Source organism: Rhizobium altiplani (assembly GCF_001542405.1).
In the GTDB taxonomy this organism is placed as follows: domain Bacteria; phylum Pseudomonadota; class Alphaproteobacteria; order Rhizobiales; family Rhizobiaceae; genus Rhizobium; species Rhizobium altiplani.
Window position 1 is genome coordinate 107,173 of record NZ_LNCD01000003.1, and the last position, 22,618, is coordinate 129,790.

16 protein-coding genes are annotated in these 22,618 nt (G+C 59.8%); 2 read left to right on the forward strand and 14 right to left on the reverse strand.

Going from position 1 to position 22,618, the window contains the following annotated elements; all coding sequences use genetic code 11:
* Positions 1-7 precede the first annotated feature (7 nt).
* Both AS026_RS01195 and AS026_RS01200 read right to left on the reverse strand, forming a co-directional pair.
* Positions 8-1,906 carry an ABC transporter ATP-binding protein gene (locus AS026_RS01195; protein WP_062368416.1) on the reverse strand — a complete coding sequence of 633 codons (1,899 nt, stop codon included), beginning with the start codon at positions 1,904-1,906 and terminating at the stop codon, positions 8-10.
* A gap of 11 nt (positions 1,907-1,917) precedes the next feature.
* On the reverse strand, positions 1,918-3,726 hold the full coding sequence (locus AS026_RS01200) for an ABC transporter ATP-binding protein (protein WP_062368417.1): 1,809 nt from the start codon (positions 3,724-3,726) through the stop codon (positions 1,918-1,920).
* Between the two features lie 452 nt (positions 3,727-4,178).
* On the opposite strand from AS026_RS01200, the gene AS026_RS01205 reads away from it, so the two are divergent.
* The gene (locus AS026_RS01205) at positions 4,179-5,585 is read left to right on the forward strand and encodes an FAD/NAD(P)-binding protein (protein ID WP_062368418.1); all 1,407 of its coding nucleotides are present in this window, start codon (positions 4,179-4,181) and stop codon (positions 5,583-5,585) included.
* On the opposite strand, the gene AS026_RS01210 is transcribed toward AS026_RS01205, so the two are convergent.
* From AS026_RS01210 to cyoA, 5 genes are read right to left on the reverse strand one after another with little or no spacing between them, the layout of a single operon-like run.
* Entirely contained in the window at positions 5,586-6,341 is a 756-nt protein-coding gene (locus AS026_RS01210; RefSeq protein WP_062368474.1) for an SURF1 family protein, read from the reverse strand.
* Positions 6,342-6,389: 48 nt separating this feature from the next.
* Positions 6,390-6,791: a cytochrome o ubiquinol oxidase subunit IV gene (cyoD, locus tag AS026_RS01215; protein ID WP_025658240.1), complete on the reverse strand. Its 402-nt coding sequence runs from the start codon at positions 6,789-6,791 to the stop codon at positions 6,390-6,392.
* Positions 6,788-7,408 carry a cytochrome o ubiquinol oxidase subunit III gene (gene cyoC / locus AS026_RS01220; protein ID WP_018856668.1) on the reverse strand — a complete coding sequence of 207 codons (621 nt, stop codon included), beginning with the start codon at positions 7,406-7,408 and terminating at the stop codon, positions 6,788-6,790. Before cyoC ends, cyoD begins: the two co-directional genes overlap by 4 nt.
* A gap of 4 nt (positions 7,409-7,412) precedes the next feature.
* A complete protein-coding gene (gene cyoB / locus AS026_RS01225; protein ID WP_025658241.1) occupies positions 7,413-9,416 on the reverse strand; it encodes a cytochrome o ubiquinol oxidase subunit I in 2,004 nt (667 codons plus the stop codon).
* A 45-nt stretch (positions 9,417-9,461) separates the two neighbouring features.
* The gene (cyoA, locus tag AS026_RS01230; protein WP_062368419.1) at positions 9,462-10,637 is read right to left on the reverse strand and encodes a ubiquinol oxidase subunit II; all 1,176 of its coding nucleotides are present in this window, start codon (positions 10,635-10,637) and stop codon (positions 9,462-9,464) included.
* Between the two features lie 379 nt (positions 10,638-11,016).
* Between cyoA and AS026_RS01235 the strand changes: the two genes are divergently transcribed.
* Positions 11,017-12,348 (forward strand): MFS transporter, encoded by a 1,332-nt coding sequence (locus AS026_RS01235; protein ID WP_062368420.1) that lies wholly within the window; start codon positions 11,017-11,019, stop codon positions 12,346-12,348.
* A gap of 936 nt (positions 12,349-13,284) precedes the next feature.
* Here the strand turns inward: AS026_RS01235 and AS026_RS01240 are convergent.
* The 7 genes from AS026_RS01240 to AS026_RS01270 form a co-directional block, all read right to left on the reverse strand.
* Positions 13,285-13,755 (reverse strand): cyclic nucleotide-binding domain-containing protein, encoded by a 471-nt coding sequence (locus tag AS026_RS01240; protein WP_018856664.1) that lies wholly within the window; start codon positions 13,753-13,755, stop codon positions 13,285-13,287.
* A gap of 93 nt (positions 13,756-13,848) precedes the next feature.
* Positions 13,849-16,563 carry an ABC transporter ATP-binding protein gene (locus AS026_RS01245; RefSeq protein WP_062368421.1) on the reverse strand — a complete coding sequence of 905 codons (2,715 nt, stop codon included), beginning with the start codon at positions 16,561-16,563 and terminating at the stop codon, positions 13,849-13,851.
* 195 nt (positions 16,564-16,758) lie between these two features.
* Positions 16,759-17,892 (reverse strand): glycosyltransferase family protein, encoded by a 1,134-nt coding sequence (locus AS026_RS01250; protein WP_062368476.1) that lies wholly within the window; start codon positions 17,890-17,892, stop codon positions 16,759-16,761.
* Positions 17,889-19,136 (reverse strand): glycosyltransferase, encoded by a 1,248-nt coding sequence (locus AS026_RS01255; protein ID WP_100248107.1) that lies wholly within the window; start codon positions 19,134-19,136, stop codon positions 17,889-17,891. The genes AS026_RS01250 and AS026_RS01255 overlap by 4 nt, the downstream gene beginning before the upstream one ends.
* Before the next feature lie 11 nt (positions 19,137-19,147).
* Positions 19,148-20,356, reverse strand: coding sequence for a glycosyltransferase family protein (locus tag AS026_RS01260; RefSeq protein ID WP_062368475.1), 1,209 nt, complete (start codon positions 20,354-20,356; stop codon positions 19,148-19,150).
* A 90-nt stretch (positions 20,357-20,446) separates the two neighbouring features.
* A complete protein-coding gene (locus tag AS026_RS01265; protein ID WP_062368423.1) occupies positions 20,447-21,619 on the reverse strand; it encodes an ABC transporter permease in 1,173 nt (390 codons plus the stop codon).
* Entirely contained in the window at positions 21,620-22,618 is a 999-nt protein-coding gene (locus AS026_RS01270; protein ID WP_062368424.1) for an ABC transporter permease, read from the reverse strand.

Genomic DNA, 22,618 nt, shown 5'->3' on the forward strand with positions numbered 1-22,618 from the left:
GCGAGATTTATGTCGCTGAACCGTTCGCCGTCGTCTCTTCGAGCACGGCATCGGGAATATCGTCGAAGGACGCGTAGTTCAGGTTATAGAGCCGCGAATAGAGCTTGCGGTTTTTCATCAGCTGTTGGTGGTTACCGCTTTCGATCAGCTCGCCATTCTGCAGGACGATGATGCGGTCCGCCTCTCTGATGGTGGCGAGGCGGTGTGCGATGACCAGCCCTGTTCGGTTTTCGAGCAGCTTGACGAGTGCCTTCTGGATCAGCATCTCGGTATAGCTGTCGATATTGGCGGTTGCCTCGTCCAGCACAAGGATTTTAGCATCGGCGACCAGCGCACGGGCAAAGCTCAAAAGCTGGCGCTGGCCGAGCGAGAGATTGCCGCCGCGCTCGCCGAGCATGCTGTCATAGCCCTGCGGCAGGCGCATGATGAAGTCATGAGCGCCGACCGCCTTGGCCGCCTCGATGACCTGTTGGCGTGTCGCTTCCACCTTGTGATAGCGAATGTTCTCGAACACCGTGCCCGTAAACAGGAACGGCTCCTGGAGAACCATGGCGATCTGGTTGCCGAGCGAATCCTGGGTCAGGTCGCGCACATCATGCCCACCGACCAGGACTTGTCCCTGCTGAACATCGTAGAAGCGATGGATCAGCGACATGCAGCTCGACTTGCCGGAGCCGGTTGGCCCGACAAGCGCAACGGTTTCGCCAGGGTTCACCTTGAAGCTTACATGCTTCAGGACCGGATGCTTGGGATGATAGCCGAAAACCACATCGCGAAACTCGACGGAGCCATCCATATCGGCGGAAAGCTCCTTTGCGTCAGGCGCGTCCCTGATTTCGACGGGAACATCAAGAACCTCGGTCAGTCGTTGTCCGGAGGCCATGGCGCGCTGCATCACCGAATATTGCAGCGTCAGCGAGCGAATCGGATCGAAAAAGCGCTGGATGTAAAACAGGAAAGCGACGAGAACGCCGACATCGAGCGCCTGATTGAGAACGCGTGCACCGCCAACGACAATGACAAGCGCCATGGCAACGCCGGTCAGGGAATCCACGATCGGCACCATCACCTGGGCATAGCGCGCTGCCGTCAGGTGTGCCTTCAGGTTTGCCCTGGCCTTGTCGTCATAGAGCGTGAAATTGACGCCCTGGCGATCCATGCTCTGGACGGCGCGCACGCCGTGGATGGCCTCGGCCAGCGCGCCCGCCGCAACGGAATTGGTCTCATGTGCTGCCATGAAGGACTTGCGCGCCAGCGGCAGCCAGAAGAGGCGAACGACAAACAGGATCGGCAGGACCGACAGCGTCAGAAGACCGAGCTTGAAGTCGAGATAGAGCATGACGAAGACGATGCCGAACAGAAGCGTGATATCGCCGACAGACAGGACCGACGTTTCCAGGAACTCCTGCATCGAATTGACGTCGCCCTGCAGGCGCGACATGAGACGGCCGACCTCGGTCTTGTCCATGAAGGAGAGCGAAACCCGCTGGAGATGCGAAAACATCGCCTTGCGGATGTCGAAGAGCACCTCTTCCGCGACGTTGCCCACCAGCGTCTCTTGCCAGTAGCTGGCGCAGTAGTTGATGAGGATCGCGGCGAGAAAGGCGATCATCGCAAAGGTCAGCGCCGAATGACTTCCACCCGGCTGCATGCCGTGATCGATGGCGTAGCGGATGATCAGCGGGATCAGCAGCTGCATGGCCGTGAACGTCAGAACGGCAGCGACCGATAGCAGAACCTGCCTGCGGTATGGGTGCACGAACGCCCAGATGCGCTTGATGATGTTGCCGTCGAAGGCCTTGCCGAACATCTCCTCTTCGATGCGATGCGAGCCAACGACGGCGCGCGGCGGTCGGCGTCCATCCTCGCGAACATCGGAGCGTTCGGTTTCCAGTTCCTCGGCCATTTCATTCCTCCCTAGGCGCTAAGCGCCTCATCGCCCGGCCGTACCTGCAGATCGTAGAGCGCCTTGTAGCGCCCGCCCGCGGCCAGCAACTCCTCGTGCGTGCCACGTTCGACGATTTGCCCGTTCTCGACGAACAGGATCTGGTCGGCATGCATCAGCGAGCTCAGGCGATGCGCAACAATGATGGTCACGCGATCAGCCGCGTACTTGCGCATCGCGGAGCGAATGCGCTGTTCGGTGGCCGCATCGATTGCCGCCGTTGAATCATCGAAGACCATGACGGCGGGTTTCAACATCAGGGCACGGGCGATCGACAGGCGCTGGCGCTGTCCTCCCGAGAGCGACACACCGCGTTCTCCAACGACCGTGCCGTAGCCGGTCGGCAGGCCGAGCACGTAGTTGTGCAGTTGGGCACTTTCGCTCGCGCGCTCGATGCGGCTTTCCTTTGCCCAGGGGTCGCCATAGGCGATGTTGTTTTCAATCGAGGTGGTGAACAGGAAAGAATCCTGCTGGACAACGGCGACCGCACGACGAAGCGACTGCAGCGTCGCCTTGCGGATATCCTGTCCATCAATGGTGATCTTGCCCGTGGTGACGTCGTAGAAGCGCGGGATCAGATGCGCAAGCGTCGATTTCCCGCTACCGGGTGGCCCGACGATGCCGATCGTCTCGCCACGCTTTGCCTCGAAGGAGACCTTGCTCAGGACCTCGTGCATCGGTGAGCTCGGATAGGCGAAGCTTACATTCTCGAAGCGAAGCGTCCCGTCGCTGAGCACCAGATCCCTGGCGTCAGGGGCATCCCGCACGGCAATTTCGAGGTCGAGCAGGTTGAACAGCCGGGTGCCGCAGGTGGAGGCGCGGGCGAAAGCATTGACCATCAGGCCGAGCTGGCGGACAGGCATCTGCAGGATCGTCATGAAGGTCAGGAACGACGTAAGCGTACCGACCGTCATCTCGCCAGCCATCACCTTGCCACCGCCAACCCAGAGGACGAGGCCCATGGCTGCGAAGAAGGAGAAGGTCATGGCGCTGGTATTGATGACACGGATGCCGACGCGTTGGTGGGCGAGCGCCAAGGCGTTCTTGGAAGCGCCCTCGAACTTCATCATCTCGTGCGCCTGCGCGGCAAAGGCCCTGACCACGCGGATGCCACCGAGATTTTCCTCCATGATCCGGGTCAGCACCGACAGCCGCTCCTGCAGGTCGAGCCAGGTCGCGCGCAACCGCAACTGTGTGACCGAGGAACGCCAGGCAACGAAGGGCACGAAGCTCAAGGCAAGCAAGCCGAGGACGACATCGGTGGAAAGCAGCATGTAGGCGCCGATACCGATCAGCATGGTCAAGAGCACCATGCGCACCAGCGCCGTCGAAAAATACATGCGCACGCCTTCAAGGTCGAGCAGCCCGACGGTGATCAGATCGCCAGAGTGGACACTGTCATGAAAGCTGAAGGAAAGGCGCTGGATTTTCTCGTAACAGGCAAGACGCAGCTCGTAGCCCATGTGGTGGCCGACGCTCTCGCTGTAGTAGTTCTGGATCATCGTGAAGATGCCACGCAGAACGCTGGCGCCGAGCAGCATCAGCGCCGTGGTCAGCAGCGCATCCTGTGCGATCTGTCCCGCCTGGCCGCCTTCCATCGCGACCTGCGTATGGTCGACCGCGCGCCCGAGCAGACGCGGGATCATCAGCTGGAAGGTCGAGGCAACAAGGGTCGCGCCGATGGCGAAACCGGATTGCCAGGGATGGCGGAACGCCATGACGGTGATGCGGACGAGCGTAAAGAGGCCCTTGCCCCAGCCTGCCGCGGTCGCCTTCGCCATCGAAGCGGATGGCTTCGTCGCGCGTGTTAAAGCATTGCTGCTCACGGTCATATTCCAAAACAGAGGTGTGGTCGGACGTTGGTCCGGAAAGACGTCGAATCCATGAAGGGATTGATTAGCGCCCTTACTTTTGCCGATTCCTTTCGGCCCTTCAAGTCAAGAATTCACCAACTGGTTATTTTATCGTGAGTGCAACAAAGACAAGGAAGCACAATTTTGACCGCGCCTGGCGTCTCGAAATGTCAAAACGGTTTCAGACACTTATCCGCACCAGACGTTGGCACTCGGAACAAAGGCTTGCCTAAATCATCTTTTGGCGCTTTGATACACGACTAGTTTGATAGACTATAGGGCGGTTCAAAACCGCGTGAACCAGCGCAGCGCGCGAGCGTTTTATTCCCGCGTTGAAACCAATCGAGACACGATGCGCAGACGGTCGCAAGGGAGTTGAGATGACGGTTCAAGGCCTGTTTTCTTCGAAGTCAGCGGCGGCAGCAAAGATCTCCGCCGTGCCGCGTTTTGCCATTGTCGGCCGCGGCTTTTCCGGAATGATGATGGCTATCGCGCTGATGAAGACAGTGCGCCTGCCTTTTCATCTGCAGCTCTTCGACCCCAACTCTTCGGTGAGCGGGGGCCAGGCACTCTCGTCGGCGCGAACCTCGACGATCCTGAATACGCGTGTTCGCGATCTTTCCGTCTCCGTGGGCGATACGGATGATTTCAACGACTGGCTTTGTAGCAACGCGGAATTCCGCGCCGCCGTGCCTGCGGCGATCCCGGGATTTCGCCAGATCTTCGTGCCGAAAGACATTTTCAGCGACTACGTCTACCAGCGCTTCTCTGAAGCCTTGTCCGCCCGCAAGGACATTACGGTTCAGGTGTGCCATGAACCGGTTGTGGCGATCCGCAGGAGCCACGGCAACCGTTTCCTTCTCGAAAGCGCCAATCCAGCCAATCCCCTGTTCGACACCGTCATACTGGCCACTGGCTATGGTCTGCCGGAAACCGAGGAGACTGAGCAGGAGCCGTCGCAGGTGAGAGCCCAGCGCCTGGTCGCGCGCCCACACACGGTCCTTCTCGGCAGCGGCATCAGGGTTGTCGATCAGCTCCTGCAATTGCGCGACGCCGGCTACGCGGGGCAGGTTACCATCCTTTCCCGACATGGCTTCCTGCCGCAGAGCCATACGCCGAACTCCGCCGACCCGGTTTTTCCGGCCGACGCACTGCCAACAAACCTCCCTGACATCCTGCGCTTCATCCGCACGGCCTGCCGCGAGGCAGAGGAAGATGGCAGAAGCTGGCAATCCGTCATGAACGGGTTGCGCAAACACGCCCGCTCTCTGTGGCGCGCACTGCCAGCCCATCAGAAGCATCAGTTCAACCGGCACTTGCGGGCGATCTATGACAGCCACCGCAACCGATTGCCGGAGGCCATCTACGCCCGTCTCCAAAGCGAGCTCGTCAGTGGCAATACCGTACTGCGCCGTGGCGTCGTGGGTCGGCAGGGCCTGAGCGGTCTCTTCTTCCGGCCCGCCGGCTCGCACGCCGACGAGATCGTTCATGCCGAGCGTATCCTGGATTGTCGCTGCCGCGCGCCACAACTGACCTCGCCATTGCTGGCAAGCCTTGTGAGCGGAGGTTTGGCCCTGGCAGACGAATTGTCGCTCGGGCTTGCCGTCAATCAGCGGGGCCAGCCCTGCCTTGAGGATGGATCAATGGTCGATGGACTGTTTGCCGTCGGGCCCCTCGGCCTCGGCAGTCTGCCTGACATCGACCTCGTACCCGAGATCGTCAGCCAGGCCTATGCGGTCGGCGAACACATGGCTGAGCGCTTCTATCCCCGGAGCAAGGCCGTCTGATCAGGATCGACGCGCGCGCAACTCGCCGCGGACGACGAAAGCGAGCAGTCCAGCGGCCATGACCGCAAGTGCAAACCAGGTGATCGCGTAAACCAGATGGTTGTTGGGGAAGGCGATCTGCGTCAGCCCACCGACCGGCAGGCCGCCTGGGTTTGTCGTCGCATCAGCATCGATAAAGTAGGGGGCGGCATCTGCCACGCCGCGACGATCGGCGATCGCGGCGACATCGCGTGAATACCAGCGATCATTGGCCGGATCATTGGACTTGATCAGCGTGCCTCCAGGCTCGGTAATCCGCAGCAGTCCGGTGATTTTCACCGGGTTTGCTATCTGCCCTTCGCTGCGTGTTGCCGGATCGCGCTTTTCCGTCGGGACGAAACCGCGGTTGATCAATACCGAGGTGCTGTCGGCGAGCTTGAGCGGGGTGATCACCCAATAGCCGGGCCCGAGCGACGTCGACGCGTAGATCAGCGTTTCCCTATCGTTTTGCAGGGTCCCTTCGGCAGTCACATGGCGATATTCGTCATTGGCGCGGCTGACCTGTCCCCACTGCGCGCGCACTGGCGCGGGAACCGGCTCCGCATGGACGCGCTGATCGACGCGGGCAATCAGATCCTCTTTCCAGGAAAGCCGCTCGACCTGCCAGACACCAAGCGCAAGCAGTGCGGCAATCAGCACCAGCATGAGACCGCAGAATATCGCAAGCCCGGCGGCAGTATGCTGTCCTGGTGCTTTCTCGGAGGGGATGTCGGCCATTGCCAGAAAACCTTGGCGGGCGGCGTCACCACCGCCCACTCCTGCCCTTTAGGGCATATTCTTCATCATTTCCGGGCTCATCGGCATCATGTTCGTATTCAGATGATGCATGACCCAGAGCGAGCCGGCCAGCGCGATGGCGACGAGCAGAAGCGTGAAGATCAACGCCATCATCGTCCAGCCGCCTTCCGAGCGCGGGTTCATATGAAGGAAGAAGATCATATGAACGACGATCTGGACAGCGGCAAGCCCCATGACCCATGCAGCCGTTACCGATGGATTTTCGAAGACGCCGGCCATGACCAGCCAGAACGGGATCGCTGTCAGGATAACCGACAGCACGAAGCCGATCATATAGCTCTTGAAGGTGCCGTGGGCGGCCACGTGACCATGGCTGTGACCATGATGGGCTTCGTGGGCGTCCTCGGTTACTGGTGCGTTAGAGGTCATCCGAGGACTCCCATAAGGTAGACGAAGGAGAAGACGCCGATCCAGACGACGTCAAGAAAGTGCCAGAACATCGACAGGCACATCAGGCGGCGGCGGTTTTCCGGGATCAAGCCACGGATCGACACCTGCACCATCAGGGTGATCAGCCAGACGATACCAAAGGTGACGTGCAGACCATGTGTGCCGACCAGCGTGAAGAAGCCGGACAGGAAGGCACTGCGGGTTGGACCTGCGCCCTCGTGGATCAGGTGCGAGAACTCGTAGAGTTCAATCCCAAGGAAGGCCAGGCCGAAGAGGCCGGTAATGGCCAGCCAGAAGAGTGTGGCACCCTTCTCCTGCCGCTCCATCTGCAGCATCGCAAAACCGTATGTGATGGAGGACAGAAGCAGCATCGAGGTGTTGATCGCCACCAGCGGCAGATCAAAGAGATCGGCCGGCGAGGGCCCGGCCGCAAAATTGCGGCCGAGGACGGCGAAGGTTGCAAACAGCACCGCGAAGATGAGGCAGTCGCTCATCAGGTAGAGCCAGAAGCCCAGCATTGTGCTGCCTTCCGGATGGTGCTCTTCGGTGAGGTAGAATTCAGGCTTGTCTGCCTTGTCGATCACAGCATCGCTCATGGTCTTACACCTGCTCGGCAAGCAGCGCGGTACGCTTGCGTTCCGTTTCCGTGACTTCTTCGGCGGGGATATAGAAGTCGCGATTGTAGTTGAAGGTATGGCCGATCGCGACGGCGATCATGGCGACGAACGAAAGCACGACCAGCCACCACATGTACCAGATGAGGGCAAATGCCAGCACGACGCTGATCGCGCCGAGAATGACACCGGTTCCGGTGTTCTTCGGCATGTGGATCGGCTTGAAGCCTTCCAGCGGGCGGGCGTAGCCGCGCGCCTTCATGTCGTACCAGGAATCATGGTCGTGGACGACGGGCGTGAAGGCGAAGTTGTAGTCCGGCGGCGGCGACGAGGTCGACCATTCCAGCGTGCGGCCATCCCAGGGATCGCCCGTCGTGTCGCGCAGCTCTTCGCGCTTGAAGAAGCTGACGACGAGCTGGATTATGAAGCTGGCGATGCCGATCGCGATCAGGACGGCGCCGAAGGCGGCAAGGATGAACCAGATCTGCAGCGACGGATCTTCGAACTGCGACACGCGGCGCGTGACGCCCATCAGGCCGAGCACGTAGAGCGGCATGAAGGCGAAGTAGAAGCCGATCAGCCAGAACCAGAAGGACATCTTGCCCCAGAACGGATCGAGCTTGTAGCCGAACGCCTTCGGGAACCAGTAGGTGACGCCAGCCATCAGGCCGAACACCACGCCGCCGATGATGACGTTGTGGAAGTGGGCGATCAGGAAGAGCGAGTTGTGCAGCACGAAGTCGGCGGGCGGTACGGCGAGCAGAACGCCGGTCATGCCGCCGATGACGAAGGTCACCATGAAGCCGAGCGTCCACAGCATCGGCACTTCGTAGCGAATGCGTCCCCTGTACATCGTGAACAGCCAGTTGAACATCTTCGCCCCTGTGGGGATCGAGATGATCATCGTGGTGATGCCGAAGAAGGAGTTGACGCTGGCACCCGAACCCATCGTGAAGAAGTGGTGCAGCCACACGAGGTAGGACAGGATCATGATCACGCAGGTGGCGTAGACCATCGAGGCGTAGCCGAAGAGACGCTTGCCGCAGAAGGTGGCAACGACTTCCGAGAAGATGCCGAAGGCCGGCAGCACAAGGATGTAGACTTCCGGGTGACCCCAGATCCAGATGAGGTTGACATACATCATCGGATTGCCGCCGAGGTCATTCGTGAAGAAGTTCGTGCCGGCGTAACGATCGAGCGACAGCAGCGCCAGCGTCGCCGTCAGGATCGGGAAGGTCGCGACGATCAGGATGTTGGTGCAGAGCGCGGTCCAGGTGAAGACCGGCATCTTCATGAAGCTCATGCCGGGTGCGCGCATCTTCACGATCGTCGCGATCAGGTTGATGCCCGATAGCGTCGTTCCGACACCGGCCACCTGCAGACCCCAGATGTAATAGTCGACACCGACGCCCGGGCTATAGGCGGCTCCCGACAGCGGCGGATAGGCAAGCCAGCCGGTCTGGGCGAATTCGCCGACGAAGAGCGAGATCATGATGATGATCGCACCGGCGGTCGTCATCCAGAACGAGAAATTGTTCAGGAACGGGAAGGAAACGTCGCGGGCGCCGATCTGCAGCGGCACGACGAGGTTCATCAGGCCCGTGACGAACGGCATGGCCATGAAGAAGATCATGATGACGCCATGGGCCGTGAAGACCTGGTCGTAGTGATGCGGCGGCAGGTAGCCGGCGGATCCGTTGAAGGCGATTGCCTGTTGCAGACGCATCATGATCGCGTCGGAAAAGCCGCGCAGCAGCATGATGAGCGCCAGGATGACGTACATGATGCCGATCTTCTTGTGATCGACGCTCGTCAGCCAGTCGCGCCAGAGATAACCCCAAAGCTTGAAATAGGTAACAACACCCAGAAGCGCGATGCCGCCAAGTGCGACTGCCGCAAAGGTCACGACCAGGATCGGCTCGTGATAGGGGATCGATTCTAGGGTCAACCGACCGAAGATGAACTTCAGGAGGTCAGGATTGGAAAACATGGATGAACCCGTTCATTGATGTCGTATCGACGCAAAGCGCCAGGTCTAATTGCTGTTTGATTGCGCAGGCGCCTGGTCGCTGCCGGTGCCGTGGTCCATGCCAGGCATTGTGTGCCCGTCATGCTGCATTCCTGGCATCGTCTGCGTGTCGCCAGGCTGGCCGGCGCCGTTCTGAGCGTCTGCCGGCTTGGTTTCGCTGGCATCGGGGCTTTCGCCCGCAGGCGTTTCGTGACCGCCACCGGCCTGATCGGAGTGGCGGTTGTCGTAGAGCAGCTTCTCGCGATTTTCGGCGCTTTCCTTGCCGCCGCCACCCATCCGGTCGATGTGCATCATTTCGTTCATGCACATCTGACCGGGGGCCGCGCACATGTTGAGGATCGCGTTGAAGAGATCCTTGTCGACGGTCGAGAAGTAACGCACCGGCTCCCTCTCACTCGGCCGTTCGAGCTTGAGATAGGTATCCCTATTGAGCGCAGTTCCCTTTTCCCTGACCTGCGCAACCCATTGGTCGAAGCCCTGCTGGTTTACGCCATGGAACTTGAAGCGCATGTGGGAAAAACCCGCGCCGCTATAGTTGGCCGAAAAGCCGTCGAAGATGCCTTCCTGGTTGATGACGGCATGCAGCCTGGTCTCCATGCCGGGCATTGCATAGATCTGGCCCGCGAGCGCAGGCACGTAGAAGGAATTCATAACCGACGAGGAGGTGATCCTGAAGCTGATCGGAACATCGACTGGCGCTGCCATTTCATTGACGGTCGCAATCCCGAGTTCGGGATAGAAGAACAGCCATTTCCAGTCGAGTGCGACGACTTCGACGGTCAGCGGCTTGGTATTGGCCGGGATGGCGCGCTCGGCGTCAATCCGATCGAGCGGACGAAATGGGTCGAGCTTGTGCGTGCTGATCCAGGTGATGGCCCCGAGCGCGATGATGATGGCCAGCGGTGCTGACCAGATGACCACTTCGAGACGGGTGGAATGGTGCCATTCCGGATCATAGGTGGCAGCCGTGTTGGAACGGCGATAGCGCCAGGCAAACAGCAGCGTCAGGAAGATCACCGGAACGATGATCAGCAGCATCAAAACCGTCGACACGATAATCAGGTCGCGTTGCTGCATGGCGATATCGCCCGAAGGCGACATGACCACCAAATTGCATCCCGCCAGCGTCAGAAGCAGGGGCAGAATGAGGAGATGGCGGGAAAACTTTGGCAGTTTTTGCACGTCTCTATGCTCTTGTTGTTTCGTCCAGACCGCGACTAAAGCACCGTACCTGATAGCAACATGAGGTGTTTGGTCGCAGTGCAGCAGAAATGCCGCACTGCGGGATAAGGCACGTGGCGCAGGATGTCAAAATCCTGATGAAAATTCGAAGGATTCTTGCGCACAATCCATTTTGAAGGGCTAATATATCCGTACACGCCGATCATGCCAGTCTTTTGCAGACCGATTTCGCGGCATGACCGTGATTTTTCATCCACATCTGATTTTCAGGCCGGATGATGAACTATTTGCGTCGATCGGACTTGATAAGCGCAGTGGTTTGATCAAGATCGCTAGTGAGGCGCTTTGCCACAGGGTGCCTCAACGAGGGAGGCATTTAATGGCAGGTACAACACACTACGGACCATCGTCCACATCGATGGAGCAGGATGCGCGGCGAATTCATGCCGACAAGCCGATATCGGCCGGCAGTATCGCGATCGGCGTCGTCATCGGGCGCGCGTCCGAATTCTTCGATTTCTTCGTCTATGGCCTCGCATCCGTGCTGGTCTTCCCTCAGCTTGTCTTTCCTTTCGCGCCCGATCGCCTGACGGCAACTCTTTATTCCTTTGCGATCTTTTCGCTCGCATTTCTGGCGCGCCCGGTGGGATCGCTCGTGTTCATGACCATCGACCGCTTCTATGGCCGCGGCGCCAAGCTGACGATCGCATTGTTCCTGCTGGGGGGCTCGACGGCTTCGATCGCTTTCCTGCCGGGCTACAGCGAGATTGGTGCCTGGTCGATTGCATTGCTCGCCCTCTTCCGGCTCGGCCAGGGCTTTGCGCTTGGCGGCGCATGGGACGGCCTGGCGTCGCTGCTGGCGCTCAACGCGCCGCCAAACCACCGCGGCTGGTATGCGATGATCCCGCAGCTCGGTGCCCCGATCGGCTTTGCACTGGCAAGCGCGCTGTTTGGCTATTTCATCGCCAATCTTTCCAGTGAGGACTTCCTGAGCTGGGGCTGGCGCTATCCATTCTTTGTCGCCTTTGCGATCAACGTGGTTGCGCTGTTTGCGCGTTTGCGTCTGGTCATGACGCCCGAATTCGGCTCCGCACTGGAACAGCACGAGCTCGAAGCGGCACCGATCCACGACGTGGTGCGCGTCCATGGCCGCGACATCCTGCTCGGCGCCTTCGTGCCGCTCGCGAGCTTCGCGATGTTCCACCTGGTGACGATCTTCCCGCTGGGCTGGGTGTATCTTTACGGAACGCAGCCGATCGGCGGTTTCATGGTCGTGCAGATCGTTGGCGCCGTGGTCGGTCTCGTCGCGATCGTCGTCTCTGGCATGATCGCAGACCTCATCGGCAGGCGTGCGCAGCTTGCGATCTGTGCCGTGCTGATTGCGATCTTCAGCTTTGTCGGTCCGCTCCTGATGGCAGCCGGCTCCGGGGGACAGAGTGCCTTCGTGATCATCGGCTTCGGCGTCCTCGGCCTGTCCTTTGGCCAGGCGACCGGCTCGATTTCGTCGCGCTTCGGCAGAGGTTATCGCTATACCGGTGCGGCCTTTACCTCCGACCTTGCCTGGCTCGTCGGCGCCGGCTTTGCTCCGCTCGTCGCCCTGACCCTGTCCAGCCACCTTGGTCTGCCTTTCGTTGGCTACTACCTGCTGTCTGGCGCGGTCTGCACGCTTGCGGCATTGGCCTTCAGCAGGGCGCTCGAACAGCGCGAGTAGAGAAGATCCTGTTCAGTCCGGGTCTATCCCACAACTCTGAAGTAGGTTGTGCATTCTGCAAACGGGAATGGGGTAGCGCCAACCGCGTCCCCTACCATGCGCTCCGCCCGGCCCGCGACATGGCTTTCAATTTCGCGAACAGGCTTTCGATGGCATTGCGGTCGGGCCAGTAAGGCAGCAGAAAATATGAGTGATCCCAATGTGCGCGATAGCCTCGCGCACATTGGCTGTTTTGCGGACGACAGGTTGTCCATAACGACAACCTCGCCAATTTGAGGATCGCCGCCAACACTTGCTCAACATTCAAGCAGGAAGAGCCTGCCGTTCATCGCTTCATCCCAGAAAAACGGCGCGGTCCTGCCGATAAGGCGCAAGGGTCGGAAGGTCGTTAATCCCCAACCGCCGTGCTGCACGCAAGCGAGACACCCGCTCCCCTCGAGGTCCACGTCCCGCGCAAGCGGTCAATCAGGGGCCCTGGCGGTAACATGCTCGCTCATCCGACCACTTTGACGCATGGTCCGGCCAATTTGAAGTGAACGCCCGTCCAATCTGAAATCAAAGCGCGTCCGTTCTAAAGCACGAGCGGGCTTTCGCACCCGTCGAAGCCCTGGATCCCGGCCTATTGCATCGGCTTGCGGAATACGAAGGGCGGAGGATGATATTGGCGAGCGTTGACCACGATGTGCTGATCGCGATCCCGATCGGCTGAAGGTGTGAGCGATCCGCGACCAGCTCGTTGCAGCGCTTGTTTGCGAGGGTCGTTCGCTGTGCCGCGAACACCTCCCAGCAGCGTCTGGACACCTGCAGAATGCGCAAACTGCCGGGGCTGCAGATATGACCGGATTGAACAGGATCTGTTCAAAAGTCACGAAAAACAGCAAAGGCCTGCCTCAGGTTCCTGTAGGCAGGCCTTTGCCTTCAGAGATGATGAAATCGCTACATCGCGGCTACCTGCGGCTGCTTCGCAGCGCGCGCGGCGGTCAGCTCGGCCGTTGTATGGTTCAGACGGTCTGCCAAGACGCGCATGATCTCGACGGCCATCTCGGGGAAATCACTGAGCAATTTCAGGAAGTGTTCCTTGCTGATGCGCAGCACTTCCAGGGGCGAGGTGGCGCGTATCGTCGCGGTACGCGATACGTCGCACAATATGGCGATTTCACCGACGATGGAGTTGGGTTCCACATCGGCGACCTTGATGTCGCCTGCAGGTGAGTGGACAAGAATGTCGGCCGTTCCGGACAGGACGACATAGGCGGCATCGCCCGGATCTCCCTGATGGAAGAGGTCCTGCCCGACGTTGTATGTCATGCGATCGGAAGTGAAGGCCAACAATTTGAGTTTTGCAGGTGCAATTCGGGAGAAGATCGGCACCCGCCGCAGCATTTCAACTTCGTCTCTCAATAACATATGCGTACTACCCCCGTCGCGCTTTCCGGTGCACGACGCTTGACCGTGGCACCTCGCAAAAGGGCACCATCTTTATTGTCCCTCTTTAGGATATTACGATAACAGTTCCTTGAACATACCGTTTTGTTCGGAAAGCTCCGGAAAGTTGCCTGCCTCGGCCAGCGCACCGCGGTCAAACAGCAGGATTCGATCAAATATTTCCGCAAGTTTTGCGTTCGAAAGCACCCAGATGATGGCCGGCTGTTCGCCTTCCTTGTGCAATCCCTCGACCACATTTCGGGTAATCTGATCCTGAACACGCTGGTCGAGCGCGGATAACGGCCGGTTGAAGACAAAATAGTCAGACCGTTTGAGAAGCGCACGGGCAAGGTTCAGCTTCTGCCGTTGCGCCATCGTCAGGCGCTTGCCGCCAGAACCGACATCAAACTCAAGCCCGATCGACAAGACGTCGTCGAAGAGTTCGAGAGAGTCGAAGAGGTCGCCCATGATGGCCCGGATGCGGTCGGACGCGTCAGCCTGCTGATAGGCGATGCGGCCGAACAGGACGTTGTCCATGAGGCTTGCCGAGGAGATGAAGTCCTCCGGATCATACCGCTCGATGACGGCGGAAAGATCGTCCGGGATATTCTCATGGAACTGTTTGCGGGCGCTGACGATCTTGGCCATCAGCGCGTCGGTCAGAAGACCGAAACGGTGCCGAGGCTCGATATAGGCAAAGCTGAGACGGATGATTGCGGAGCGTTCTTCGGGCGTTGCATCATCAAACCGTCGGCTCTGCAATTTCTGCAGGAGTGCCTGATAGGTCGGGATATCGTCCGCCGTCATGAAGGTCAGCTGCTGGAAGAACGGGTGATCCGGCGGCAGATCGTGGAAGAGTTCGACGGCATTCTCCGCAATCTCCAGACCCATGGCGTAGAGATCGTCGCTGAGGCCGGTGTCGCGGAAGAGCGCCTGGAAATAGGGGTGGGCCGCCAGCCGGCGATTGTTCATCATCGGCCGTTTCATCGAGCCGAAGAGCAAATTCTCGCCGACGGTGGCTTGCGGATTGAACGCATCGAAATCGAACGGCACGACGATATTGCCGAGCTCCGACTCCTGCATGCGCTTGCGAAGTGCGGTACGCAGATCGACGATGTGTCCGGCAAGCGTCACATGCACGCTCGTGTTGACGGTCGATCGAAGCGCCAGGTCGAGAATGTCCTGTGAGATGAGGACCGCATCGAGCACCGGACGGATCGCCGTCAGGATATCCTCCGGGCCGGTTGCGCCGGCAGCCTGGTAGTCCACCCAGTCGCTGTTGATATCCATTGTCGGGTTGCCGGCCTTGACGGCCTCCTCGGCATGCCACTTGGCTTCAAGAGCCTCCTTGCCGTCGTACTGCGGGTCGCGCATGGGGGCATGCTTCAAGCCGTAAAGCAGATTGTCCCTGAGCGTCCCGTGGAAGAAGTAGGCGTCGGCTGATGCGTAGGACATGCGCCGGCCGGTAATGGATTCGGGCAGATCGAGAAGGTCATGGCCATCGATCGTCACGCGGCCGGAATCCGGCCATACAAGCCGACCGAGGGCTTCCGCGAAGGCTTCGGCACCACTCGAGTTCGGGCCGACGACCGCGACCGTTTCGTTGGGCTTGATTTCGACCGAGACGTGGTCGACCAGCCGCGCGCCGCTGTCGTCGCTCACAGTCAGGTTTGTGACCACCAGCGGAGCCGTCAGGGCGCCGATGGTTTCTGACGAAATGTCCTGTATCTTGCCGTCGATCAATGGCTCGACATTGAACTGCTCGTAGACCTGCTGGTACTTGACCTGCACATCCTGGCGCATCTGATCCCAGTCGATCAGTTCCTTGAGCGGCCCCGGAAGATCCTTGTAGGCGCTGATGACCGCAACGAGCTGACCGATGTCCAGTCGGCCCTGCAGCGCGAGATAGCCGCCGATTGCGTAAAACAGGAATGGAGTGACCTGGGCCAGGAAATTGTTCAGGAACTTGACCAGGAACTTCCACTGGTAAAGGTCATAGCGGATCGAGAAGATCAGCCCGAGCCTGGTGGCGATGTCGGCGCGCTCGAAATTCGAAGTGTCGTTGCCGTGAATCGTGCCGATGCCATCGACGATTTCGCCGACACGTCCGGACAGCTCGCGGGCTGTCAGCTGACGCTGGCGGCCAAGCTCGAGCAGGCGCTTTCTCATGCGCGGGATCACCACCGCCTGCACGCCGACGATCGCCGCGGCGATCATCCCGAGCCAGAAGTTCTGCACGATGATGAAGGCGAGCGCCGTCAGCGCCTGCCCGCCGAGCAAGGCCGGCGAAACGAAGGCATCCCCCGTGAAGCCGCCCATCGGTTCGACTTCATCCTTGATCATCGTTGCGATCTCGGCGGACTTGACGCGCTTGAAATGCGACGGCGGGAAACGGAGTACCCGATCGATCAACTCGAAACGGATGCGGCGCAGCATGCGCTCGCCAAGCCGTCCCTTGTAGGTGTTGATGTAGAATTTGAAGAGGCCGTTCAAGACGACCAGCGCGAGGAAGACGAGGCTGAGCCCCATCAGCATTTGCAGGCGGTCAAGCTGGAGGCCCTTGAAGAACTCTACCTCGCCGATAACAGGAAAGGTGTAGGACAACCGCATGAACGTCTGCGTTGCACCTTCGCCCTCGAAGCCCAAGCCCTGAATCGGTCCGTTGACGATCTGCTTCGGCAGGTCGAAGGACAGAAAGTAGGGGATCATCGAGACTGCAACGACTGTCAAAATCCAGAGCTGCTGCAGCCGCGTGTTCGACCAGATGTAACGCGCGAGGCTTTTTTCCATTGCTAACCGTCAGTTGCCTGGGAAATCTGGGGGCAGTGAACCTGCGGCGAAGCGAAAGGGAATGCCGAAAACAGGATCATGCAACCGGACCGCCGTATCTCATAACGAAAACAAGGCGCATCGGATTTCCATCGTCATGCCGATTCTCGCCGGGACGTTGTTTATATCACATCATTTTCGCAAAGTGCGAGGCTTTCACCCGATCATGGAACGAATGATTGATGCCGTTTTGCCGGCCCCCCCGAGATCGAGCAATGCCGAGGCTGCCCGCGGTTTTGCGAGCGCCGCGCTGACCGCATTGGCAACGATTTCGGACGTCAGACCGGCCTCCGGCAGGATCTCGGCGAGCCCGAGTGTCCTCAACCGTTCCGCGCGGACCGTTTGTTCCGTCTCTCCACCGGCAACGAATGGAATGAGGATCATCAGGCAGTCGGTCTGGAGCAGATCGCCAACGGTGTTATAGCCCGCCTGCGAGATGGAAACGCGCGCGCCGCGAAGCAGTGATGGGAAATCCTTGCGAAACCGGGTCAGCGTAACGTTCGAGGGCGTTGCCTTCGAAAGGCTGGCGAAGTCCGCCTCGGGCAGGTTCGGCCCGCTGATCAGGAGCCACCGCAGGTTCGCCGGCAACATCGCGGCCGCGCCATGGGCCGCGCGAAGCAGGTCGAGGCCGACCGCTCCGCCACCAGCGGATGCAACAATGTCGAAGGTCTCTTCAGGATCAGCCGCCCGCGGGGCCGCCACCAAGCCGGTATAGAGGAGCTTGGAGGCAATCTCCGCCGTCAGGGGAAAGGTATCTTCCAGGCGAACGAAGCTCGGATCCCCGTGCACCAGGACGCCGTCGAAATGATCTCTGACCAGCGCCACGGTCTCCTCGTCGCGCCCGGGCTTCCGGTTCTGCTGCAGGATATCGCGCACCGAGCTGAAAAGCTTCGGCCGTGGATGCGCTTCCTCGATTGCATCAAGAAGCGGGAGCAGCTCGAACCGCATCTGCCGGCGGCCAAAAGGAAACGCTTCGATGATGACGACGTCGGGCGCTGTATCATGGAAGGCTTCGAGCAGCAGATCCCGGCGTTTGCTCAGGAACGCCTCGTCGGCGGCAACACCATTGCTGTCCGCAAGTCCGGAAAAGCCGGCATTGCTTGCCACGACCGCTGGAAGAGCCACCGTCCTGATGCCGTCTCCCGGGAATCCCGGAACCGGCAGCCCTCCGGTAACGACAGTGACGTCGAACCCGTCGCTGACAAGCGCGCTCGCGATGCGGCTTGCCCGGGCAATATGCCCGATGCCAAGCAAATGCTGGACATAGAAAAAGACCCGGGGCGAGTTCATGAGGCTTTCTGCCATTCCTGTTCAAACAGATGGCCGAGCTCGGTGATGCTCACCTCGTGGTCGAAATGCTCGCGCACGCGTCTTTCGGCCGCATCTCCCAGCCGCGACCGCAAGGCAGGATCGCGGATCAATGTCTCGAGTGCCGCCGCAAACGCCGCAGGATCCTCGGGTGGCACGAGCCTGCCGTTTTCACCGTCGACAAGAAGCTCCGGCACACCGGACACCGACGTCGAGACGCAGGGCAGGCGCTGGCTCGATGCCTCCACCAACACATTCGGCAGGCCGTCGCGATCGCCATTGGATGCAATCCGGCAGGCCAGTGCGAAAACATCGGCCTGGCGGTAGTGATCGAGCACGTCTTCCTGTGCGAGTGCGCCCTTCCAGCTGATCCGATCCGTCAGATTGAGATCCGCAGCAAGTGCCTTCAGCTTCGGCAGCTTGTCGCCGCCGCCGATATGCTCGAAACGCCAGTTCAGGTCGCCGGGCAAAAGTGCGAGTGCCTTGAGCAGCGTCTCGTAACCCTTCTTCTCGACGGCACGGCCAACACTGAGAATGAGGACAGGGTCCGCCGGATTGCTGCCGTCGCGCTGCGATCGCTGGCCGCCGAAATGCCCGAAACGCGCCAAATCGAGGCCGTGATAGCTCAGATGCACGGCGTCCTTGCGGGGGGTCAAGGTGCGCATGTGCTCATAGCCGCTTCGCGTGCAGGTCACCGTCCAGCGGGCGCTGCCAAGCTTCTCATGCAACTCCCAGTCCGGCGATGTCCAGATGTCCTTGGCATGGGCCGAACAGGTCCAGGGTACACCGGTGAGAATGCTCGCATATTCGGTCACGGAGGCAGGGGTATGGATGAAATGTGCGTGCAGCCACTCGCCGCTATCCGGCCATTCGCGCGCGAGCACCATCGCCTGTCCAAGCCGCCTGAAGCGGTTGCGAGAAATGTCACGTGGGAGGTCCTTGAGGAAGCGCTGCCAGAGAGCCTTGATCCCGGGCCGCCGGAAGCTCGCAAACAGCCCCTTCAGCACGCGGATCGGCTCTTCGTGAAGATACTCGGGCAGATAGACGACGCGTGCCCTGATCTCGTCATGCACGGGATGCCGCTTCTTGTCGGTTGGCCGGCGCATCGAGATCAAGGTCAGATCAAACCCGGCCTTCTCCAGGCCGAGCAGTTCCTGGGCGATAAATGTCTCCGAAAGGCGCGGGTAGCCTTTCAGCACAACGAGAATCTTACGACGCTTCGACAAGATCTTGTTCTTCACTCGGCCCCGACGACGGACAGATGCGGGCCCCGGCCATCCAGCCAATGCCCGACCGTCTGCGAAATGTGATCGAGGCCCTGCAACTGCAAGGTACAGCCGCTCTTGGACGGCGGTGCGCGTTCGGGCAGTCGTTTCAGGGCCTCGGACATCACTTTGGGATCTGCCGACTGGTCCGGCAGCAGCATGTCGATCAGGCCAAGCTCACTTGCTCGCCTGGCGCGCAGTAGCTGCTCTTCGCGTGGCTTCACCCTGGGAACAATGAGTGCAGGCTTGTCGAATGAAAGGATTTCGCAATAGGTGTTATAGCCACCCATGGCCACAACGCCGGTGGCGCCCACGATCAGCTCTTCCATATGATTGTCGAACTCGATCACCTCGATGTAGGGAATGCGGGACCCTTTGGCCACCAGCTTTGAGCGCTCGGCAGCCGGCATATAGGGGCCGAGCACGACAAGCGCCTTTTGCTGCAGGGTAGGGTCTTGCTCATAGGCGTTCATGACATCGTGAACGAGATCGGAGCCATCGCCACCACCGCCGGTCGTGACCAGGATGTAATTGTCCGAGCGCGCATTGATCGAGGTCTTGCTCGTCGAGACACTGCGCTGCAGAAATCCGACGAAATCCATCTTTCGGCGCACACTTGCCGGAACGTCAAGGCCGATCAGCGGATCGTAGAAATCAGGCGGTCCATAAACCCAGATGGAATCGTAATACTGGTCGATCTTCTGCATGATGCCGTTCCGCTTCCATTCGGCATCAAGCAGGTGCGGCGCATCCATGATTTCGCGCAGGCCAAGCACCAGAACGGTGCCCTGCGCCTTCAGATAGGCCAGCGTATCCTCGACCTCACCTTTCAGACCCATCGGTTCCTTGTCGACGATGAAAATGTCGGGCTGGAAGGTTTCGGCGGTGTGTCGAATACTCGACTCACGCATCTTCAGCGTTTCATGCAGATCGATATGGCTCGCCATCGACGTATATTCGCCGTTGCGAAGCTTGATGACGCTCGGGATCTTCACGAAGTCGACGCGCGCCCGGTAGTCGAACGCGCCGGCAATCGTGGCTCCGGAGATGATCAGAATATTAAGCCCGCGATAGTCCTCGACGAGCGCATGCGCGATCGCGCGGCAGCGGCGCAAGTGGCCGAGCCCGAACGTGTCGTGGCTGTACATGAGGATACGGGCATCTTCCAGGCGCCGTGCCATGGGCAATCCTTCTGCGCTGTGGATCATACGAGCACCGCCGGTTTTTTGCTGGCCGTCAAAAGACAAAGCAGTGCTCCGCCGGGCTGGCCGCTATTTGTAGGGATCTGCCGCATCGCGCAAGCCGTCTCCCAGAAAGTTGAACGCCAAAATCACCAGAACGACAGGTATAATCGGAAAAAGCAACCATGGATAGAAGGCGATGACGCTTACGCTCTTTGCTTCCGTCAGCAGAATGCCCCAGCTGGTGATCGGCGGGCGCAGACCGAGGCCAAGGAAGCTGAGCGCCGTCTCACCGAGAATCATGCCGGGAATCGAGATCGTGGCAGAGGCGATCAGGTGGGACATGAAGCCTGGAACGAGATGTCGGCCAATGATGCGCGGCGTGCTGGCGCCCATCAGCTGGGCAGCCTGGACATAATCTTCTTCACGCAGGGCCAAGAGCTTCGAGCGCACGGCTCGCGCAAGACCAGTCCAGTCGATGATACCGAGGATGACCGTGATCCCGAAATAGATGACGATGGGGCTCCACGTGACAGGCATGATCGCCGCCAGCGCCATCCAGAGCGGAAGGCTTGGCAGCGACTGAAGAACTTCGATGAGGCGCTGGACGATCAGATCGAAGATCCCGCCCCAATAGCCTGCCAATCCGCCGATGACGATCCCGAGGCAGAAGCTGATGGCGATACCGATCAGGCCGATCGTCAGCGAAATGCGGGCGCCGTAGAGAATGCGCGACAGCACATCACGGCCGAGGCGGTCGGTGCCAAGCAGGAACATCTGCCCGCCGACAGCCGGGCAAACCAGGTGAAGATCCGATTTGACCAGTCCCCAGAACTTGTAGGCATCGCCGCGGCAGAAGAAGCGGATCGGCTGCACCTCATCCGGCTTGTCGGAGTAAAGCCGATGGAGGGTGTCGAGATCGAGCGACATGCTGCGCCCGTAGACGAAGGGGCCGACGAATTTGCCATCGTGGAAGAAGTGCACGCGCTGTGGCGGGGAATGGATGAAGTCCACATTCTTGGTATGCAGCCCATAGGGCGCAATGAACTCGACGACGATAATCATGGAGTAGAGCGCAAGCAGAAAAATACCGGAGGCAAGGGCCAGCCGGTGCTGCTTGAACTTCCACCACATCAACTGCTTCTGCGAGGCAAGGTGGATGCGCGATTGCGCAGCCGTCATCCCCTCGGTCGCCATGGGATCGAAGGGTGCGGTCGAAACATAATGCGGCATCGGGGCGCCGGGCGGTGGCAAGGGCGACATCTATTTGGTGCTCCTGCCTTGCAGGCGGATACGCGGATCGAGAAAGCCAAGTGCGATATCGGAGACGAGCACCCCGATGACGTTGAGGAAGGCGAGGAACATCAGGAACGAACCCGCAAGATACATGTCCTGGCTCTGCAGGGCCTTGATGAGCATGGGGCCTGTCGTCTCGAGCGACAGCACGATGGCGACGATTTCCGCCCCTGAGATGATCGAAGGCAGGATCGATCCGATATCGGCAACGAAGAAGTTGAGAGCCATGCGCAGCGGATACTTCACGAGCGCGCGAAGCGGGTGAAGCCCCTTGGCACGGGCGGTGACGACGTATTGTTTCTGCATCTCGTCGAGCAGATTGGCGCGAAGCCGCCGGATCATGCCGGCCGTCCCCGCAGTGCCGACGATAATGACCGGAATCCACAGATGCGAGAGAATGGACCGCGCCTTTTCCCAGCTCATCGGTTCGTTGAGGAACCGCTGGTCCATCAAGTGGCCGATCGAGACGCCGAACCAGATGTTGGCGAAGTACATCAGGATCAGGGCCAGCATGAAGTTCGGGATGGCGATGCCGAGCAGGCCGAGAAAGGTCAGCCCGTAGTCGCCCCAACTATATTGATGGGTCGCCGAATAGATCCCGATCGGAAAGGCGATCAACCACGTCAGCAGGATCGTCGTAAAGGAAACAAGCATCGTCAGCCAGAGACGATCGCCGACGACTTCCGAGACCGGCAACTGGTATTCGAACGAATAGCCGAAGTCCCCGTGCAGCATGCCGCCGACCCAGAAGAAGTAGCGGACGATCTCAGGCTTGTCGAAACCGTATTGTATCCGGAGTTCTTCGATTTCCTGCAGGTTGGCACTCTCGCCCTGCGCACGCAGCTCGGCGATCTGGCTTTCGAAAAAGTCGCCCGGCGGAAGTTCGATAATGGTGAAAACCAGCGCCGAGATGATGAACAGTGTCGGCACCATCGCGGCAACGCGCCAGAGGATGTATTTCAGCAT

Bases quoted from the DNA above. Each gene is read 5' to 3' on its own strand.
- AS026_RS01260 (WP_062368475.1), bottom strand. From the start codon at position 20,356: ATGGCACGGCGCCTGGAAGATGCCCGTATCCTCATGTACAGCCACGAC.
- AS026_RS01240 (WP_018856664.1), bottom strand. From the start codon at position 13,755: ATGTTATTGAGAGACGAAGTTGAAATGCTGCGGCGGGTGCCGATCTTC.
- AS026_RS01245 (WP_062368421.1), bottom strand. From the start codon at position 16,563: ATGGAAAAAAGCCTCGCGCGTTACATCTGGTCGAACACGCGGCTGCAG.
- AS026_RS01195 (WP_062368416.1), bottom strand. From the start codon at position 1,906: ATGGCCGAGGAACTGGAAACCGAACGCTCCGATGTTCGCGAGGATGGA.
- cyoD (WP_025658240.1), bottom strand. From the start codon at position 6,791: ATGACCTCTAACGCACCAGTAACCGAGGACGCCCACGAAGCCCATCAT.
- AS026_RS01200 (WP_062368417.1), bottom strand. From the start codon at position 3,726: ATGGCGAAGGCGACCGCGGCAGGCTGGGGCAAGGGCCTCTTTACGCTC.
- AS026_RS01265 (WP_062368423.1), bottom strand. From the start codon at position 21,619: ATGTCGCCCTTGCCACCGCCCGGCGCCCCGATGCCGCATTATGTTTCG.
- AS026_RS01210 (WP_062368474.1), bottom strand. From the start codon at position 6,341: ATGGCCGACATCCCCTCCGAGAAAGCACCAGGACAGCATACTGCCGCC.
- cyoB (WP_025658241.1), bottom strand. From the start codon at position 9,416: ATGTTTTCCAATCCTGACCTCCTGAAGTTCATCTTCGGTCGGTTGACC.
- AS026_RS01235 (WP_062368420.1), top strand. From the start codon at position 11,017: ATGGCAGGTACAACACACTACGGACCATCGTCCACATCGATGGAGCAG.
- AS026_RS01205 (WP_062368418.1), top strand. From the start codon at position 4,179: ATGACGGTTCAAGGCCTGTTTTCTTCGAAGTCAGCGGCGGCAGCAAAG.
- AS026_RS01270 (WP_062368424.1), bottom strand. From the start codon at position 22,618: ATGCTGAAATACATCCTCTGGCGCGTTGCCGCGATGGTGCCGACACTG.
- AS026_RS01250 (WP_062368476.1), bottom strand. From the start codon at position 17,892: ATGAACTCGCCCCGGGTCTTTTTCTATGTCCAGCATTTGCTTGGCATC.
- cyoC (WP_018856668.1), bottom strand. From the start codon at position 7,408: ATGAGCGATGCTGTGATCGACAAGGCAGACAAGCCTGAATTCTACCTC.